18 protein-coding genes, 1 tRNA gene and 2 pseudogenes are annotated in these 16,631 nt (G+C 57.6%); 8 read left to right on the forward strand and 13 right to left on the reverse strand.

Annotated elements, in window-relative coordinates:
* Positions 1-85: 85 nt before the first annotated feature.
* Positions 86-703 (reverse strand): bifunctional phosphoserine phosphatase/homoserine phosphotransferase ThrH, encoded by a 618-nt coding sequence (thrH, locus tag KGB14_RS15000; protein ID WP_223487586.1) that lies wholly within the window; start codon positions 701-703, stop codon positions 86-88.
* Positions 704-877: 174 nt separating this feature from the next.
* Between thrH and KGB14_RS15005 the strand changes: the two genes are divergently transcribed.
* From KGB14_RS15005 to KGB14_RS15015, 3 genes and pseudogenes are all read left to right on the forward strand, one after another.
* On the forward strand, positions 878-1,618 hold the full coding sequence (locus tag KGB14_RS15005; protein WP_223487587.1) for a phosphoadenylyl-sulfate reductase: 741 nt from the start codon (positions 878-880) through the stop codon (positions 1,616-1,618).
* 240 nt (positions 1,619-1,858) lie between these two features.
* A pseudogene (locus KGB14_RS15010) lies at positions 1,859-2,017 on the forward strand (NCS1 family nucleobase:cation symporter-1); the annotation flags it as partial.
* Between the two features lie 50 nt (positions 2,018-2,067).
* Positions 2,068-2,796, forward strand: a complete 729-nt coding sequence (locus tag KGB14_RS15015) for an aspartate/glutamate racemase family protein (protein ID WP_223487588.1) — start codon at positions 2,068-2,070, stop codon at positions 2,794-2,796.
* Between the two features lie 109 nt (positions 2,797-2,905).
* On the opposite strand, the gene KGB14_RS15020 is transcribed toward KGB14_RS15015, so the two are convergent.
* Positions 2,906-3,829: a LysR family transcriptional regulator gene (locus KGB14_RS15020; RefSeq protein ID WP_223487589.1), complete on the reverse strand. Its 924-nt coding sequence runs from the start codon at positions 3,827-3,829 to the stop codon at positions 2,906-2,908.
* 124 nt (positions 3,830-3,953) lie between these two features.
* On the opposite strand from KGB14_RS15020, the gene KGB14_RS15025 reads away from it, so the two are divergent.
* Positions 3,954-4,700, forward strand: a complete 747-nt coding sequence (locus KGB14_RS15025; RefSeq protein WP_223487590.1) for a 3-oxoacyl-ACP reductase family protein — start codon at positions 3,954-3,956, stop codon at positions 4,698-4,700.
* Positions 4,701-4,773: 73 nt separating this feature from the next.
* Here KGB14_RS15025 and KGB14_RS15030 read toward each other — a convergent pair whose 3' ends face one another.
* Positions 4,774-5,469: an HAD-IA family hydrolase gene (locus KGB14_RS15030; RefSeq protein ID WP_223487591.1), complete on the reverse strand. Its 696-nt coding sequence runs from the start codon at positions 5,467-5,469 to the stop codon at positions 4,774-4,776.
* Between the two features lie 264 nt (positions 5,470-5,733).
* Between KGB14_RS15030 and KGB14_RS15035 the strand changes: the two genes are divergently transcribed.
* Positions 5,734-10,599, forward strand: coding sequence for an RHS repeat-associated core domain-containing protein (locus KGB14_RS15035; RefSeq protein ID WP_223487592.1), 4,866 nt, complete (start codon positions 5,734-5,736; stop codon positions 10,597-10,599).
* 3 nt (positions 10,600-10,602) lie between these two features.
* Positions 10,603-11,001, forward strand: coding sequence for a hypothetical protein (locus tag KGB14_RS15040; RefSeq protein ID WP_223487593.1), 399 nt, complete (start codon positions 10,603-10,605; stop codon positions 10,999-11,001).
* Between the two features lie 93 nt (positions 11,002-11,094).
* Here the strand turns inward: KGB14_RS15040 and KGB14_RS15045 are convergent, their stop codons facing one another.
* The 7 genes from KGB14_RS15045 to KGB14_RS15075 all read right to left on the reverse strand — a co-directional run bounded on the left by KGB14_RS15045 (position 11,095) and on the right by KGB14_RS15075 (position 14,255).
* A complete protein-coding gene (locus KGB14_RS15045; protein WP_223487594.1) occupies positions 11,095-11,457 on the reverse strand; it encodes a hypothetical protein in 363 nt (120 codons plus the stop codon).
* A gap of 101 nt (positions 11,458-11,558) precedes the next feature.
* Positions 11,559-11,777 carry a hypothetical protein gene (locus tag KGB14_RS15050; protein WP_223487595.1) on the reverse strand — a complete coding sequence of 73 codons (219 nt, stop codon included), beginning with the start codon at positions 11,775-11,777 and terminating at the stop codon, positions 11,559-11,561.
* A 108-nt stretch (positions 11,778-11,885) separates the two neighbouring features.
* Entirely contained in the window at positions 11,886-12,056 is a 171-nt protein-coding gene (locus tag KGB14_RS15055; protein WP_223487596.1) for a hypothetical protein, read from the reverse strand.
* A gap of 130 nt (positions 12,057-12,186) precedes the next feature.
* Entirely contained in the window at positions 12,187-12,606 is a 420-nt protein-coding gene (locus KGB14_RS15060) for a glycine zipper domain-containing protein (protein ID WP_223487597.1), read from the reverse strand.
* 207 nt (positions 12,607-12,813) lie between these two features.
* Positions 12,814-13,179, reverse strand: a complete 366-nt coding sequence (locus KGB14_RS15065) for a hypothetical protein (RefSeq protein WP_007902140.1) — start codon at positions 13,177-13,179, stop codon at positions 12,814-12,816.
* Between the two features lie 340 nt (positions 13,180-13,519).
* The gene (locus KGB14_RS15070) at positions 13,520-13,714 is read right to left on the reverse strand and encodes a hypothetical protein (RefSeq protein ID WP_223487598.1); all 195 of its coding nucleotides are present in this window, start codon (positions 13,712-13,714) and stop codon (positions 13,520-13,522) included.
* 220 nt (positions 13,715-13,934) lie between these two features.
* Positions 13,935-14,255 carry a YbjQ family protein gene (locus tag KGB14_RS15075; RefSeq protein WP_223487599.1) on the reverse strand — a complete coding sequence of 107 codons (321 nt, stop codon included), beginning with the start codon at positions 14,253-14,255 and terminating at the stop codon, positions 13,935-13,937.
* Between the two features lie 243 nt (positions 14,256-14,498).
* Between KGB14_RS15075 and KGB14_RS15080 the strand changes: the two are divergent.
* Both KGB14_RS15080 and KGB14_RS15085 read left to right on the forward strand, forming a co-directional pair.
* A pseudogene (locus tag KGB14_RS15080) lies at positions 14,499-14,624 on the forward strand (site-specific integrase); the annotation flags it as partial.
* 182 nt (positions 14,625-14,806) lie between these two features.
* Entirely contained in the window at positions 14,807-15,445 is a 639-nt protein-coding gene (locus KGB14_RS15085) for a hypothetical protein (protein ID WP_223487600.1), read from the forward strand.
* A 150-nt stretch (positions 15,446-15,595) separates the two neighbouring features.
* Here KGB14_RS15085 and KGB14_RS15090 read toward each other — a convergent pair whose 3' ends face one another.
* From KGB14_RS15090 to KGB14_RS15100, 3 genes are all read right to left on the reverse strand, one after another.
* Positions 15,596-15,808 (reverse strand): hypothetical protein, encoded by a 213-nt coding sequence (locus KGB14_RS15090; RefSeq protein ID WP_223487601.1) that lies wholly within the window; start codon positions 15,806-15,808, stop codon positions 15,596-15,598.
* 132 nt (positions 15,809-15,940) lie between these two features.
* Positions 15,941-16,144, reverse strand: a complete 204-nt coding sequence (locus KGB14_RS15095; RefSeq protein WP_223487602.1) for a hypothetical protein — start codon at positions 16,142-16,144, stop codon at positions 15,941-15,943.
* A gap of 223 nt (positions 16,145-16,367) precedes the next feature.
* Positions 16,368-16,457, reverse strand: a tRNA-Ser gene (locus KGB14_RS15100).
* Positions 16,458-16,631: the final 174 nt, after the last annotated feature.

Below are 16,631 nucleotides of genomic sequence, written 5' to 3' on the forward strand. Positions count from 1 at the left end.
CTGCCGCAGGCTGCGATCTTTTGACTTTGCGTTTAAAACAAGATCAAAAGATCGCAGCCTGCGGCAGCTCCTACAGGGATCGGGTTTACAGGCTCAAATTTCGATTCGAAGCCTTGATGAACTCCTGCTTCAACTCGGCAAAGCTGTGCACCGCCGGGAATTGCGGAAACTCACGAATCACATTGTCCGGCGCATGGAACAGAATGCCTGCATCGGCCTCGCCCAGCATGGTCGTATCGTTGTAGGAATCCCCCGCCGCGATCACCCGGTAGTAGAGGCTCTTGAACGCCAATACCGACTGACGCTTGGGATCTTTCTGACGCAACTGATAGCCCGTGACCCGCCCGGAATCGTCGGTAATCAGACGATGGCAGAGCAAGGTCGGGAAGCCCAACTGGCACATCAGCGGCTGGGAGAATTCGTAAAAGGTGTCCGACAGAATCACCACCTGAAAGCGCTCACGCAGCCAGTCGACGAATTCGCCGGCGCCTTCCAGGGGCTTGAGCGTGGCGATCACTTCCTGGATATCGGAAAGCTTCAGGCCGTGCTCATCGAGAATCCGCAGGCGCTGCTTCATCAACACGTCGTAGTCGGGAATATCCCGAGTGGTGGCCCTTAGGGAGTCGATCCCGGTTTTTTCGGCAAAGGCGATCCAGATTTCCGGGACCAGCACACCTTCAAGATCCAGACAGGCAATTTCCACAAGACACTCCCATTTTGTACTGTTTATTGAGTCGAGCGAGCAAAAGGACTGCCGAACTCTAGCGACTGCCCTCCCTCTGTGCAACGCAGAGGGCACACCAGCCACCGCAGGATTTTGTTACCATCAGGCACATATAGAGCGCCCAGCGCCACCGACCTGTAGGAAGCCGCCCTGATGAGCCCATCGTTCGATGTTGTGGAACTCGCCACGACCTATGCCAACAAATCCGCCCAGGACATCCTGAAACTCGCGTTCGCCGAGTTCGGCGATGACCTGTGGATATCTTTCAGCGGCGCCGAGGATGTGGTGCTGGTGGACATGGCCTGGAAGCTGAACAAGAACGTCAAAGTGTTCAGCCTCGACACCGGCCGCTTGCACCCCGAGACCTATCGCTTCATTGATCAGGTACGCGAGCACTACAAGATCGACATCGAATTGGTGTCGCCGGACCACACCAAGCTCGAACCTTTCGTGAAGGAAAAGGGCTTGTTCAGCTTCTACAAGGACGGTCATGGCGAGTGCTGCGGCATCCGCAAGATCGAGCCGCTGCGTCGCAAGCTGTCCGGCGTGACCGCCTGGGCCACCGGCCAGCGTCGGGACCAGAGCCCGGGTACCCGCAGCGCCGTCGCGGTGCTGGAAATCGACACTGCGTTTTCCACCCCGGAACGCACCCTGTACAAATTCAACCCGCTGGCACAAATGACCAGCGAAGAGATCTGGGGTTACATCCGCATGCTGGAATTGCCGTACAACAGCCTGCATGAGCGCGGGTTCATCAGCATCGGCTGTGAGCCTTGCACCCGTCCGGTGTTGCCGAACCAGCACGAGCGCGAAGGTCGTTGGTGGTGGGAAGAAGCCACGCAGAAAGAATGCGGCCTGCATGCGGGCAATATCATCAGCAAATCCAAAGCCTGATAGAGCAACTGACGCCGAAAATCAAAAGATCGCAGGCTTCGCCAGCGCCTACGCCAACCGTGTACACCCGTGATGCTGCGGCGTACGCAACTTCCGTAGGAGCTGCCGAAGGCTGCGATCTTTTGATCTGAAAAATCTGCACACAGAAATGTCATCATGGGTGCCATATCTGTGTGCACTTTTCATTTCAGCGCCCCGAAAAATCGCCTCCTGCCCTGACTTCCCCAGTCGCAACGAAGACCCAATGGCGATGATGACTACAACCTTTGCGTCAATTTACGTGTCGTGGTGGCGTTCATTCCGGCAGCCTTTATCGCCATTGCCTTGGCCCTGGCGCCAGGTTTCGACAGTGTTTCGCCGTTCTCCTGGCTGATTGGCGCCGCGATTGCAGGGATGCTCGGCCCGGCAACGTCGGGCTGCAGAACCACCTCGCTATAAAAGGACCTCCCATGCGAATTCTCGTGGTCAACGTCAACACCACCGAATCCATTACCCAGGCCATCGCCCGTCAGGCTCGATCCGTGGCCTCACCCGGCACGGAAATCATCGGCCTGACACCGCATTTTGGTGCCGACTCCATCGAAGGCAATTTCGAAAGTTATCTGGCTGCTATTGCGGTGATGGATCGGGTCATGTCCTATGACCAGCCCTTTGATGCGGTGATTCAGGCCGGTTATGGCGAGCACGGCCGCGAAGGTTTGCAGGAGCTGCTCAACGTGCCGGTGGTGGACATCACCGATGCCGGCGCCAGCACCGCGATGTTCCTCGGCCATGCGTACTCGGTGGTTACCACCCTGGACCGCACCGTGCCACTGATCGAGGATCGCCTCAAACTGTCCGGCCTCTGGGACCGTTGTGCGTCGGTGCGGGCCAGCGGGCTGGCGGTGCTGGAGCTGGAATCCGATCCAGAGCGTGCGCTGGAGGCGATTGTCCGGCAGGCGGAACTGGCGGTGAGTGAAGACAAGGCCGAGGTGATCTGCCTGGGCTGCGGCGGCATGGCCGGGCTGGATGAGCAGATCCGTCAGCGCACCGGCGTGCCGGTGGTGGATGGCGTGACGGCGGCGGTGACCATTGCCGAATCGCTGGTACGGTTGGGGTTGTCGACGTCGAAAGTGCGGACGTATGCGACGCCTCGGCCGAAGACCATTATTGGTTGGCCGGGGCGGTTTGGCAGATAAACCGCGTTATCGTTCATCGCGGGCAAGCCACGCTCCCACAGGGTTTTGCACAACACCCTGTGGGAGCGCAGCTTGCCCGCGATGGCCATACCTCGGTCTTATGCCAGGCTCAAAGCGCACTAAACCTCTGCCCCAACCCCTGCTCCGCAAACTGCTCAATGATGAAATCGACAAACGCCCGGGTCTTGCCCGGCAGCAGTTTGTGCTCGGCGTAATAGATAGAGATGTTGCCGTCGTCGACATACCAGTCGGGCAACACCCGCTGCAACGTTTCGGCATCCAGATAGCCCACGGCGAACGGCATGCCGACCAACGCGATGCCCAGCCCCTGGGCCGCCGCGGCACAAGCGGCTTCCGAGTCGCTCATGGTCATCCGCGCCTTGAGCGTCAGCGGGCTGTGTTGCCGGGTGCGACTGGTCAACTGCCAGGAACGCACGCGCCCCGTCTGCGGCGAGCGTATCAAGATGCCATCGTGTTTTTTGAGGTCGTCGGGTTCGATGATCGTCTCGTGCCCTGCCAAGTACTCGGCTGAGGCCACCAACACCCGATGAGCGGACGTCAGCTTGCGCGCCACCACGCCTTGGGGCAGCTCGAATCCGCCACCAATCGCCGCATCGAAACCCTGGCCGATCAGGTCAACCTGGCGGTTGTCGAAATGCCAGTCCGGGTTGATCGCCGGAAAGCGCCGCAGGAACTCGCCCAGCAACGGCACGATGTACAAACGTCCGAACACCGTCCCCATACTGACCTTGAGCGTGCCTGCCGGACGTCCTTCGGCACTGGCCAGGTTGGCCACGGCATTCTGGATCGTGTGCAGGCTGGCGCTGACTTCGCCGAGAAACAACTGGCCGGCCTCAGTCAGCGTCAGGCTGCGCGTACTACGCTGGAACAACCGCACACCCAGTCGTGCCTCCAGCTTGGCGACGCTCTTGCCCACCGCCGCCGGCGTCAGGCTCAAGCGCCGCGCAGCTTCGGCGAAGCTGCCAACTTCGGCGCTGCGCACGAAGCATTCGATACTGCTGAAGGTTTCCATAGGCACCACTATAAACTTTTGGTTTACACAGACTATAGCAATGACGGTCTACCCTCAGGGTAATGCGAGGCCGATACTCGACTCCGACAACAAGGCAGCCCGCCTTGAATTTCTGGAGATCGACATGACCACTCAACACCTCAGCGGTAAAGTAGCTCTGATTCAAGGCGGTTCACGCGGCATCGGTGCTGCCATCGTCAAACGCCTGGCCGCAGAAGGCGCTACCGTCGCCTTCACTTACGTCAGCTCCACCGCCAAAGCCGAAGAGCTGCAAAACAGCATCATCACCGCCGGCGGCAAAGCCCTGGCCATCAAGGCCGACAGCGCCGATGCCGTCGCCATTCGCAATGCCGTGAACGCCACCGTCGAAGCCTTCGGTCGCCTGGACATCCTGGTCAACAACGCAGGCGTTCTGGCTGTCGCACCGCTGGAAGACTTCAAACTCGAAGATTTCGACCAGACCCTGGCCATCAACGTACGTAGCGTGTTCATCGCCACCCAGGAAGCAGCCAAACACATGACCGAAGGCGGTCGTATCATCAACATCGGCAGCACCAACGCCGAGCGCATGCCCTTTGCCGGTGGCGGCCCGTACGCCATGAGCAAATCGGCGCTGGTCGGCCTGACCAAAGGCCTGGCTCGCGATCTCGGCCCACGGGGTATCACCATCAATAACGTGCAACCCGGCCCGGTCGACACCGACATGAACCCCGCCAGCGGTGACTTCGCCGAAAGCCTGATCCCGCTGATGGCTGTGGGCCGTTACGGCAAAGTGGAAGAAATCGCCAGCTTCGTCGCCTACCTTGTCGGTCCCGAAGCCGGCTACATCACCGGTGCCAGCCTGACCATCGACGGTGGTTTCGGCGCCTGATACGCAGTTGATTGAAACAAAAACGCCGGCAACAGGTTGCCGGCGTTTTTTTGTGCCCGGAATTATCGAGAGGTCAGGCCCACTCGAGTGCCGGCAGACCACATGCACCGGGCTTGAACGCCTTCAGCGTACGAAGAATGCCATCGGCATGTGCGTATTTTTCGTCGGCCATCGCCGCATCCGGGATCGCAATCGCCGTCATCCCCGCCGCTTTCGCTGCAGTGACGCCGAACGGTGAGTCTTCGAACACCAGACAATCCCCGGGCGCGACACCCAGACGCCGCGCCGCCGTCAGGAAGATATCCGGCGCCGGTTTGGCCGCGCCCACTTCCGGGTCGTCAGCGGTAACAATGAAGTCGAACAGCGCGAACCAGTCACGGTGCAAGGTGGTTTTCTGGCCGAACGACTGACGCGAAGAACTGGTGCCCACCGCGATAGGAATGTTGTTGGCCTTCAAGTGCCGAACCAGCTCTTCTGCACCTGGCATCGCCAACGCTGTCGGAAAACGTTCGCGCATCAAGGGCTCACGGATCACCAGAAACTCTTCGGCGGTGATCGGCAGATCCAGTGCCTCGACCACATAGCGCGCCAAATCACCCGCGCCACGACCGATGATGTTCTGTTTGACGCTCCAGTCGAAGGTCCGGCCATAACGCTCGGCAATGATGGACGTGACCTCGGTGTAGATGCCCTCGGTGTCCAGCAACAAGCCGTCCATATCGAAAATCACGGCCTTGATCGGGCCAAACTCATCCAAGGGTGCATTCATCGCATCTGATCCGTTTTCTCATAACATCCCAGGAGCGGCTCAGGCACGACCGGGTCTGTGATGGATTAAAGGGTTCAGCAGCATAGCGAGCACGGTTGGCAGAGAGCAACGGGCAATGCCTGAGGGATACAAAAAACCTTCGCCACGGTGTGCTCCCTGATTTAGCGATTTTCCCTACACCAAACACCTCCTTTCCCGACTTCTTTCCTTGCTGATCCCCCGCAAAGTCTCGCGTTCCAAATTGATCAGCGCGAGGGAGTGCGAATGTTCGAACCTGACAAGGTCCTGGCCTTGAACAATGCCATCGGCCTGTTGGTGGTCGCTGCCATGAACCCCGAGCAGCCGGACCTCGAAGCGCTGCTCGGTGATTTCCGACTCTGCCTCAACGACTACGAGGCCTGGGCGGAAAAGTTCTGGACCGGTGGGGCACTGAATGTCGAGCAAGTGTTCAAGGTCGGCAACGACGTCCGGCTCAGCGCGCCAAAGGATTCCACCGCCCCTGTCAGTTCGACGCTCGCCATGTGCCCCGCCAGCGGTCCGTTGACCCTGGTGCACCTGTTTGAGGCCGCGCGCTTCGTGCCGATCGGCGATACGCCAGTGATGCTCGAACCGGTTATCTCGCAGCGTAATGGTGAACTGGTGTTCGGTGAGCCCGTCCACGAAACCATCGGCCCCAGCGGCATCCTCGAAATCCCTGAATGCTGGCGCGGCCAGCGTTATCGCATCACCTTCTTTCCCAATGTTTCCGCCGGGCACGTCAAAGCGCTCTATGCCTCCTATCAAAGCGTGATCGGCGAGCTGGAAGGCTGGTTGCGCAATGAATGGGCGAGCGAATTCCAGCCCTTGTGGGCAGGGTTTTCCGAGGCAGGGTTCACCCAGCGCTACGGCATGCTGCAACAGGCTGACTGGCGCGGCTTCGAGCATTCGCTGCAAGGTTTGTGGGACAACGTGAAGCAGGTCTACGCACTGGTGGCAGACCTTCAAGCCAACAGCGAAAAACTCCTTGAATACCTGACCCAAGGCGAGCTTGAAACACTGCTGAACGCTTCGGCTGAAGCCATCGCCAATGTACTGCTGATGCTGAGCGATGAGCCGTTGATGTTCATCCATCTCGCGGCCTTCACCAGTTGGTTGAGGATGTTGCCGCCGCAGTACATCGCCGAAGTCGTGGCGCAAATTCGTACAGAACTGTTGATCAGTTTCCTGCTGGTACGCCTCACCGGCCCTACGGGCCTGAAGCTCGGCATGAGCGCCAAAGTACTGAGCAAGATCAAGTCCCAACGGGCTCGACAGTGGTTGGCGGCGGCCAGTTTGCGGCTGGCCGAACTGACGGCCAGATCCGACCTGACAGCCCACGCTGGCGCGCTCAAACCGCTCGTGGTCAGCGCGCGCAATGCTCCGCTGAAACCGGCACCGACGGTTCCGTTACAGATCAGTGCCGGCGACTCACCAGTCGTACGGGTGAACAATCCCGTCACGATCGCTCGTGACAAGTCAGAAGCCATGACCCGGCTGGGCCGTCACGAACCTCACGACGACGCACCGAATCAGGCGAAAAACCCCAACGGCGACAGCGCCACTTGCGTGCCGTCCACCTGCAAGAACGGTTGCCCGGTGTCGATGGTCACCGGCGAAGAACTGCTGACCCTGACCGACGGTTCGCTGGACGGGATTCTGCCGTTCGACTTTACCCGGCTCTACCGCACCAGCGCGGTAGAGATCGATTGCGGGCTGGGCTGGGGCTGGAGCCATTCGCTGGCGCAGCGGTTGGAGCTGGACGATAAACAGGTCGTCTGGATCGACCATGAAAACCGTCGTACGACGTTTCCGCTGCCAAGCGTCGAGCGCCCGGTGATCCACAACAGCCTTTCGCGGGCGGCGATTTACCTTGGGGACGAGCCGGAAGAGTTGATTCTGGCGTTGGCCGGCGCGACGAGCCGGTTCTACCACTTTCATAACGGTCGGCTGACGGCGATCAGTGATGCCTACGGCAACCGTCTCCACATTACTCGTGACCGTCAGGATCGTATTCAACGCCTCGATAACGGCGCGGGTCGCTCGCTGCTGTTGCGCTATGAACGCAGGCATCTCGTCGCCGTCGAATACCAGTCGTTTCACCCCGGCAATGCCACAGGTGAAACCTGGCGTACCGAGCAGACACTGGTTTTCTATCGCTACGACGCCCGTCAACGCTTGATCGAAGCGAGCAATGCCGCCGGGGAAAGCGAGCGTTACGACTACGACGACCGGCATGTGATCCTGCAGCGGCAACTGGCCGGTGGGGCGAGTTTCTTCTGGGAGTGGGAAAGGTCGGGCAAGGCGGCGCGCTGCGTCCGGCACTGGGCGTCGTTTTCGCAGATGGACACGCGGTACGTCTGGGATGACCGAGGCGGCGTCACCGTCCAGAACGTTGATGGCAGCGAAGAGGTTTACGTCCACGATGACCGGGCGCGGTTGGTGCGCAAGGTCGAGCTGGATGGTGGCGAACACCTCAAGGCCTATGACGATCAGGGTCGGCTGATTGCCGAGCAGGATCCGCTGGGGGCCGTCACCGAATACCGCTATGACGAAGTCGGACGGTTGGTGGCGCTGATTCCGCCGGAAGACGAGCCAACGGCCTACGAGTACCGCAATGGTTTCCTGCATGCGCGCTATCGCGGTAAAGCGGAGTGGAAATATCAGCGCAATGCGCAGGGGGATGTCACCGAAGCGACCGATCCCGATGGTCAGGTCACCCATTATCACTACGACCCTCAGGGGCGCTTACTGTCGATCCGCTACCCGGACACCAGCCGGCATGTGTTCGTCTGGAATGCCTTGGGCCAGTTGCTCGAGGAAACGCTGCCGGACGGCGGGCAGCGCAAGTTTTCCTACGATGCGCTGGGGCGGCAGACGACCCGTCAGGACGAACACGGTGCGCTCACCCAGTACCAATGGGATGCCGTCGGCCGACTGATCCAGACGACTTTGCCTACCGGTGCCACTCGCGCTTTCAGCTACAACGCTTACGGCAAGATCACCGCCGAACGCGATGAGCTCGGCCGCATCACCCGCTACGAATACGTCGACGACCTGCATCTGGTCAGCCGCCGGATCAACCCCGACGGCACGCAGCTCAAATACCGCTACGACAACGCGCAGCTGTTGCTCACGGAAATCGAAAACGAATCCGGCGAAAAATATCGCCTGGACTACACACCCAACGGATTGATCCGACAGGAAACTGGCTTCGACGGCCGCCGCACCGCGTACGCCTACGACCTCAACGGTCATTTGCGGGAGAAAACCGAGTTCGGCGATGACGGCTCGCAGCGGGTTACCGGGTATCAACGGGATTCGGCCGGACGGTTGCTAACCAAAACCCTGCCCGACGGCATCCAGGTCGACTATCGCTACGACTCGCTGGGCCGACTGATCAGTGTCAACGACGGCCATGACCATCCGCTGGAATTCGAGTACGACCAGCAGGACCGGCTGATTACCGAACACCAGGGCTGGGGCACCTTGCGTTATGGCTACGACGCCTGCGGCCAGCTCAACCGCCTGCGCCTGCCGGACGGCAGCAAACTCGACTATCACCACGCCAAGGGTGGCGCGCTGACGGCCATCGACCTCAATGGCGCGCGGCTCACCACCCACCAGTTCGCGTTCGGTCGCGAACAGCAGCGCCAGCAAGGCCTGTTGCTCAGCGAATACGCCTACGACGACCAGGGCCGTCTGAAGGCCCATGCCGTCAGCCAACACCGGGTTGCGCTGTACCGTCGTGACTATGCCTACAGCCTCAACGGCAATCTCGACCATATTACCGACACCCGCCACGGCCAGCGCAGCCACCAGTACGACCCGCTGAATCGCCTGATTCGCATCCGCCATTCCCGCGACCAACCTCCGGAAATCTTCGCCCACGACCCGGCCGGCAATCTGCTGATGCAGGACCGTCCGGGCCCGGCCACCGTCAAAGGCAATCGCCTGCTGATGCACGGCGACTGCCACTTCGACTACGACGCCTTCGGCAACCTGATCCGTGAACGCCGTGGCACCGGGCAGAAACTGGTCACCGAATACCGCTACGACTGCCAGCACCGGCTGATCGGCGTCACCACCCCGGACGGCCGTTGCTCAAGCTACCGCTACGACGCCTTCGGCCGTCGTATCGCCAAAACCGTTGACGACTACACCACCGAGTTCTTCTGGCAAGGCGACAACCTCGTCGCCGAAAGCGGCCGCGAGCATTACCGCAGCTACGTCTATGAACCGGGCAGCTTCCGCCCGCTGGCCATGCTCGACGGCAAAGGCCCGAAAAAGGCCTGCCCGTTCTACTACCAACTCGACCATCTCGGTACACCACAAGAACTCACCGACTACAGCGGCGACATCATCTGGGCCGCCCGATACACCGCGTATGGCCGCCTCACCCGCCTCAACCGCGACACTCATCAGGTCCTCGACCAGCCGTTGCGCTTTCAAGGGCAGTATTTCGACGCGGAAACCGGCCTGCACTACAACCGGCATCGCTACTACAATCCGGATGTCGGGCGATACCTGACGCCGGACCCGAGCAAATTGGCAGGCGGGTTAAACGGCTATCAGTACACGCGCAATCCGACGGGTTGGGTTGATCCGCTGGGGTTGAATGATTGTCCCGGGGCGGATGGGTGTAAGAAGCCGTCGTTTGGGGATGAGGATCCGGCGGGTAAGGTTGGGGTTGATGAGGGGGAGCCTCAACTTCCTTCATACGAGGAGGAAAAGTATTTATATCGTGGAGATGGTCGCCATCCAGATGAAATTTTTGACCAGGGCTTTAAAACCAAGGGCGACAGCAATGATTTGCTGCTTCACTCACTTGACAGCAACAAGCCACCGAGCAATTTTGTTAGTACTTCTCCGGATAGAGAAGTTGGAATCGACTTCGCGACGAAATTCAATATGAAAAGTGGTTTTTTGTACACCATGCGAATGATTCCAGGTAGAGATCTAATAAAGGAGCTGGGAAAAAAATACAAATTTAGCAATGAAAGAGAGATAGCAATTCAAGGTGGAATAAAAAGGGAGGACATTCTCGGTGTTACGCCTATTGGTGCTAATGGTCGCCCCGCTAGTTACACCACCTTAAATCCGAACAGGAAATAGAAAGTGGACAGCGTAGAGATTGTGATAATCAAAAACGGCAGACGCCAGACCGCGAAACTTCTCTGCGACTCGGAAATGCTGACTATTAATTTTGTTATGGAGGATGGATATAGCAAGACTTATGCAGGAGCGGATTTTTACGACTGCCTTGGCAACATCAGAAAAGAGCACAACGATATAGCTTTTTTGTGCAAGGGAGCAAAAATAAACGTACATCCTTCCAGCATGTCCTCCCAGATGTCGCTCGGAGTAAAAGCATATGAACTTACGCTAGGTAAATATGCATCAAGGCGTGATCTGATAAATATTTTTGACTATGAAGAAAACAATCTCACGAGCGATCCGGAGGTTCAGCGAGACTTCTTTATGCGCTGGGTTGAGTCAGACATTTCAGACGAGTAGAAAGTCGAGAAAACGTTCATGAAGCCTTCGATTGCCTATGAAAAACTCAACAAGCCCAGCTCTACGCTGGGCTCAGTTCTACAGTAACAACTCTTACTTAGCCGCCGAACCAGCAGTTTTACCTGCACTTTGCGCCCCATTACCACTCCCCCCAGCACTACCTGATTCTCCAGACCCACTTCCAGAACCACTCCCCATCGAATTTCCACCGCTCATCGAACCACTTCCCTCCCCCGGGCTGGTGCTACTCCCGTTGGCATCACCGCCACTCCCACCACCAATGGTGTCCGGTGGCGGCGCCTTCCCGTCCGAGGTACCCGCATTCATTTCCGAGTAAGGTGGCATCCCGCCCTTGTCCACTGGCGCATCGCGGCCAGAAGATTGAGCAAGCGCCGCCAATGAGCTGATCGACAATAAGCCGGCCACCGTCAAGGTCGTCAGTTTTGACCTGATCATGGCGCACCTCCTTTAAAGAGTGCTTTACCTGATCTCTGGCAGCGGTCGCTTTTTAAAGGTGCCGCACAACCGACGAGCGGCGATGGATCGCTGCGCAGGCTTCAGCTCGGTTCTCCCGATAGATCATCACCGGCAATGTCCGGGTCTTCGGGGTCGGCTTCCACATCACCGCGCTTCACATCATCGGAGGGCACCTGTTCAACACCCGTATCGTCGTCATCATCGGGCGGGCGTTGGTCGCGACTCAGGGAGTTAGTGGGAGAAGGCAGCGGATATTCGGGGGTATCGTCGATATCGGCGTCTTTCGGATCAGCGTTCATAACGCACCTCTCAATGGACCTGAAAAGCAGTTCCTGACATTTCGAAGACAACTCGACAGACGCGGTTCGATCAGAGGGACGATTGGTCAGCCCGACCGCAAGGCCCGGTCATTCGTCGTCTTCCTCGTCATACTCATCGTTCTCGTAATTGCCCACATCACCTGCGTCATCGGCATCGTTGAGTGGCACCGTGGCGTCGTCCATCAGAGACCCCGGGTCTTCGTTGCCAGGATCATTGATCGGGCCTTCTTCTTCCATGCCTTCGGTTTGCGCAGTCATGACATTCCTCACAACGTTCAGGGGTGTATGAAGTTCGAAACGTCCCACGTCCAAACGTTCCAGACGCCTACTGAAAGAAACGAAAAACCCGGCACTGGGCCGGGTCTCTCTACTGCCACTCGCTAGTGACTCAGTGATGCTTGTTCTTGTGTTTATGTTTGTATTTCCCGCCACCGGAATGCGAGCCGCCGCTGTCATCACCCAGATTGCTGCCCACCGCGCCACCGGCTGCACCGCCCAGGCCGGCGCCAATGGTTGAACCGGTGGAGCCACCCAGGCTGTTGCCGATGACCGAGCCGCCCGCCGCGCCGACACCGCCGCCAATGGCCGCTTCTGTGCGGCTGCCCTTGCGCGCACCGACCGCGCTGCCTGCCGCACCACCGACGCCAGCGCCCACCGCTGCCCCGGTGCTGCCACCCAGTTGCCCGCCGACCACGTTACCCAACGCGCCGCCAAGACCACCGCCCACTGCAGCGGTGCCGTCTCCGGCCGCCATTGCACCCTGAGCGATCAAAAGTCCTAAAACCACCGTGGACAAAGTCAAACGCATGATGTGAACCTCCAATTTCCGCTTTGGGGGAAGAACGTGCCGCGGATAGGCCTCAGCCTGGCATCAGCGTCTATCGAACCTGGCCACTCGCGACCGTGGAACAACAAACCCAACACCGACTGTAAGATTTGAGCAACACGCGAGAGAAACGTTCCAAAATGAAAAAGCCCGGCATCAAGCCGGGCCTTTTCAGCGGATCATTCAGGATCAGTGACCCTTTTTGGACAGATTGCTACCCACTCCGCCGCCCAATGCACCACCCAGGCCGGCGCCGATGGTGGAACCTGTCTTGCCACCCAGGCTGTTGCCGATCACCGAACCACCCGCCGCGCCGACACCGCCGCCGATGGCCGCTTTGGTGCGGCTGCCTTTGCGTGCTGCAACAGCACTGCCGGCTGCGCCTGCTACGCCAGCGCCGATCGCGGCACCGGTGCTGCCGCCCATTTTCTGGCCGACCACATTACCCAGCGCGCCACCCAGACCACCACCGAGCGCGGCCGTGCCGTCACCGGCAGCCATCGCACCTTGAGCAACCAAAAGGCCCAGAACCAGAGCAGGCAGTGTTAAACGCATAACGAGAACCTCAAAAAAGGGGGGAAACCGAAAGGCCGGAGATTGAATGCTGTAGAGGAGGTAAAGTCCAGACGCAAAACACGGAACAGCCTCGTCATTGGCGACGATTGGACAGCATTTGTGGAAAAGGTTTTATGACAGGCAAAAAAAAGCCCGCTGGGGAGACGGGCCAGGGTACTGCTTTCTAACGGATGAGCTGAGACTACGTAGGGCGGTGTGAAAAGTTTGTGAAAACATTTCCAAACTGTAGGACATTTCTCTGCGCTGCCTTCGAGCCACGTTTTCTACCCTTCAGAAACAAGAAACCCCGCTCGCTGGCGGGGCTCGTACGGGTAACTGTTTACTTCCTGGAAGGCGCACCCAGCTTGGGCATAAATTTCGATTTCGGCCCTCGGGTTCGAGGCACTGCAGATTTGATTTTGTTGATTTTGATACGGTCTTCACCGAAGCTCGGCACATAGTCCGTCTGACCACATTGCACGCAATTATTGATCGGAAACTCTGCCCCGTCGTCTTCGATATACGGCTCAGTCATATCTTCGCTCCTCCCAAACGGGTCGATACCGGCAAGCCCTTTTTGCCTGAAAAATATCGACCACCCAGGATTTTGAGACTAGTCGGTCATTCCCAGACTTGTGATTCAGATTGTTAGTGCCCGACGAATGGCTAGTGCCTGCTTCCTACAAAACCGAATGGCGAATAAAGAAAGTGCTCGCCCTTGGCATGGCGGCACCCTCAATATTTTTCATGCCCATTTACCTCAGTTTGACCGCCGTCCCCGTCACAAACACCACTACCATCCCACCCTTGCCGGACGGCATGCTGATCTCAAAATCGAGCCCCACCACCGCATCTGCCTGTAGCGCCAGCGCCCGCTCCTTGATCTCGTCAGTGGCCTGAATTCGCGCCTCCATCAACGCCCGCTCCAACGTCTGAGAGCGCCCACCGAAAAAATCCCGCATCCCGGCGAACACATCGCGGATCACGTTAACGCCCTGCACCGACTCGGCACTTACGATATCCAGGTAAGCGGTGATTTGCCGACCTTCGATGGTGTGGGTTGTGGTGGCGATCATGAGATTTCCTTGTTCAGAGCTGTCGTCGACTGGGTGACATTACGGGAAACGACGCGAGGATTGAGCATAGAGGTCGATTCCGCGGTTTGAAAAGGTCGTACCCGAAAAGGAACCAAGTCCTGCATATCGTTCGGAGACTGTGCACCGTTCATGCATTCGACTTCGCAGCGCTTTGCGCTAATCCGCTGCGGGATGGGTGTGATGTGCTGGATGTGATTGGGCAGAAGCTGGATAAGATGCCGGATTGACTGGATTGCCGAACAGATGGGGCATACCAACGGGAATATGATCCGTCAGCATTATGGGACTTGGATCAACGAGGATGGTCCGGATGTCATCGGAATGTTGCAATTAGCACTGAAGCGATAGAGGTTCAGCTACTACTTTCTGATTGGTGCAATAAGGCCCCCGCACCTGGCTTGGGTGTGGGGCCCTATTGAACATAGGTCCCGTTATTCGCAGTGCAGCCTCGGGATAAACTAAAAATGAGGAGGATTCAGAACAACCATGACAGAATCCGCGATGTCACTTTGTAATCATGGAGTTTATGGATGAACCGTTTTGCGCATTTTTTCGGAATTCTGGCCGCAGTCGTAAGCTTTGCTACCTCCGCCGCCTCTTCCCTCCAGGATATTAACTATTCGGTAGTCAGTGATAACTCTAAGCGCGATATCAAGCGAGCGGTCGAGGTTGTTCTAGACGAACGTGTGGATCAACCCACACTTGAAGCATTGGCGAATCAAATCAAAAATTCGAACCCAATGAGTTTTCAACGAACCTTCATCAGCTGGCGGATCAAAGGTGAGGATGGTGGTGGGTACTGGGCCAAGACAGATTTTGACCCGACATTAAACGTTCGGTTTTTGGGAACCACAGTCGCTGAGTACAATAAACTTAAGACCAGCAGCACAGCAGCCGAAGGAGAGGTGTTTGGTAGCTGGCTGAGTAACTGGGGAACCGATTACAAAATGGTGGGTTACCGAAAAGACGGGAAAATATTTATCCGCTCCACGTTTAAAGATGGCTCGTCGGGAACCAAGGAATTTGTTTCGAAGAAGATTTCCGGCCGATCTGTTCTAGTCGATGCTGAAGGAAGCGATTTCGGTGAATATTACCTCGTTAACGCAAAGGGCGATCTGGAGTTCTGGGGCGAAAACGGCAGTTTCTATACGGCTAAGAAAACTGACTGAGGCTCTGACGCGTTCGGGCCCGAGCTTGCGCAAAATTGCGTCGAACCACGCCATCTATAAACGCTTGGTCTAACGCCAAACGACAAAAGCCTGCCAATAGGCGGGTTTTTTGTGTCGGTGATTTAACAAAACGTCGTTACTCGCAGCACATCAGGCCTGCTTCGATTCGATCCAGTCCCCATCGAAGAAATCCGCACCGGCTGGCTTTGGCTTGCCCAGGACGTAATGTACATATAGGTTTTTGTTTTCGTCATTTCCCGTGGCGGTGGTTACCGCCAGCAGTTTCCAGCCTGTGGCTAATAGTGCGTTCGCCTTGGTCTGACCTAATACTTCGATTATTTCAGCCGCTTCATGGAGCTGCATGCGTCCTTTCCTCTGCGAATGCCCACGCGGGGCGACCGCTTCAGTTTAGTCCACCCGTCAGCGGCGGGGGTTCCTTTCCGGGGAAAGTTTGTCCGGTTGGAGATAGAGTTTTCCCGCTCCGATCAATGGGCGTTATGCATCACGCGCCCTGGCCTTGCGCCGGGCTTCCAGAACTTCAAGTAGCAGGTATGCCACAAACATGGCGAGCGTGGCGGCATAACAGAGCCAGATGATGAGCGACCAGCGCTGCACGTTAAATTCGCCATAGGAGCCAAACGCTACGTACTCAATAAGCGCGACGGCGAGCAAATTGCCGACGAAGCCGAACCAAGTCATGGGTTATTCCTTACAGCTGGCCGGCGGCAGTCGTCGGTTCCGTGGATTGAGTGTATTAAACGCTGATTTTATGCACAGCGATCAACGAGATGCGGCTCGCATCTTTAAGCCAGAAAAAGACGCCCCAGTCCCATATCAGTCCCATATGAGCATTTTTCAGACGCCAAAAACCACAAACCCCCGACTTTCGCTAGGAAAATCAGGGGTTTGTGTTTGCAGAATGTGGCGGTGAAGGAGAGATTCGAACTCTCGATACAGTTTCCTGTATACACACTTTCCAGGCGTGCTCCTTAAGCCACTCGGACACTTCACCGTATCTCTTCAAACATATTCAGTCTGTCGAGGCGCGCTAATGTAGTCGAAAGCTTTTCTGATGGCAAACTTTTTTTTCAGAATTTTCATGCGGTTAACTCCGTTAACCCTTTCGTGCCGCTCACGGGCATGGCAAACCTGCCAATCTCTGGCTTCGCGTCTCCTTCTATATAGA

The organism is Pseudomonas sp. A-RE-19, assembly GCF_019956555.1.
GTDB lineage: Bacteria > Pseudomonadota > Gammaproteobacteria > Pseudomonadales > Pseudomonadaceae > Aquipseudomonas.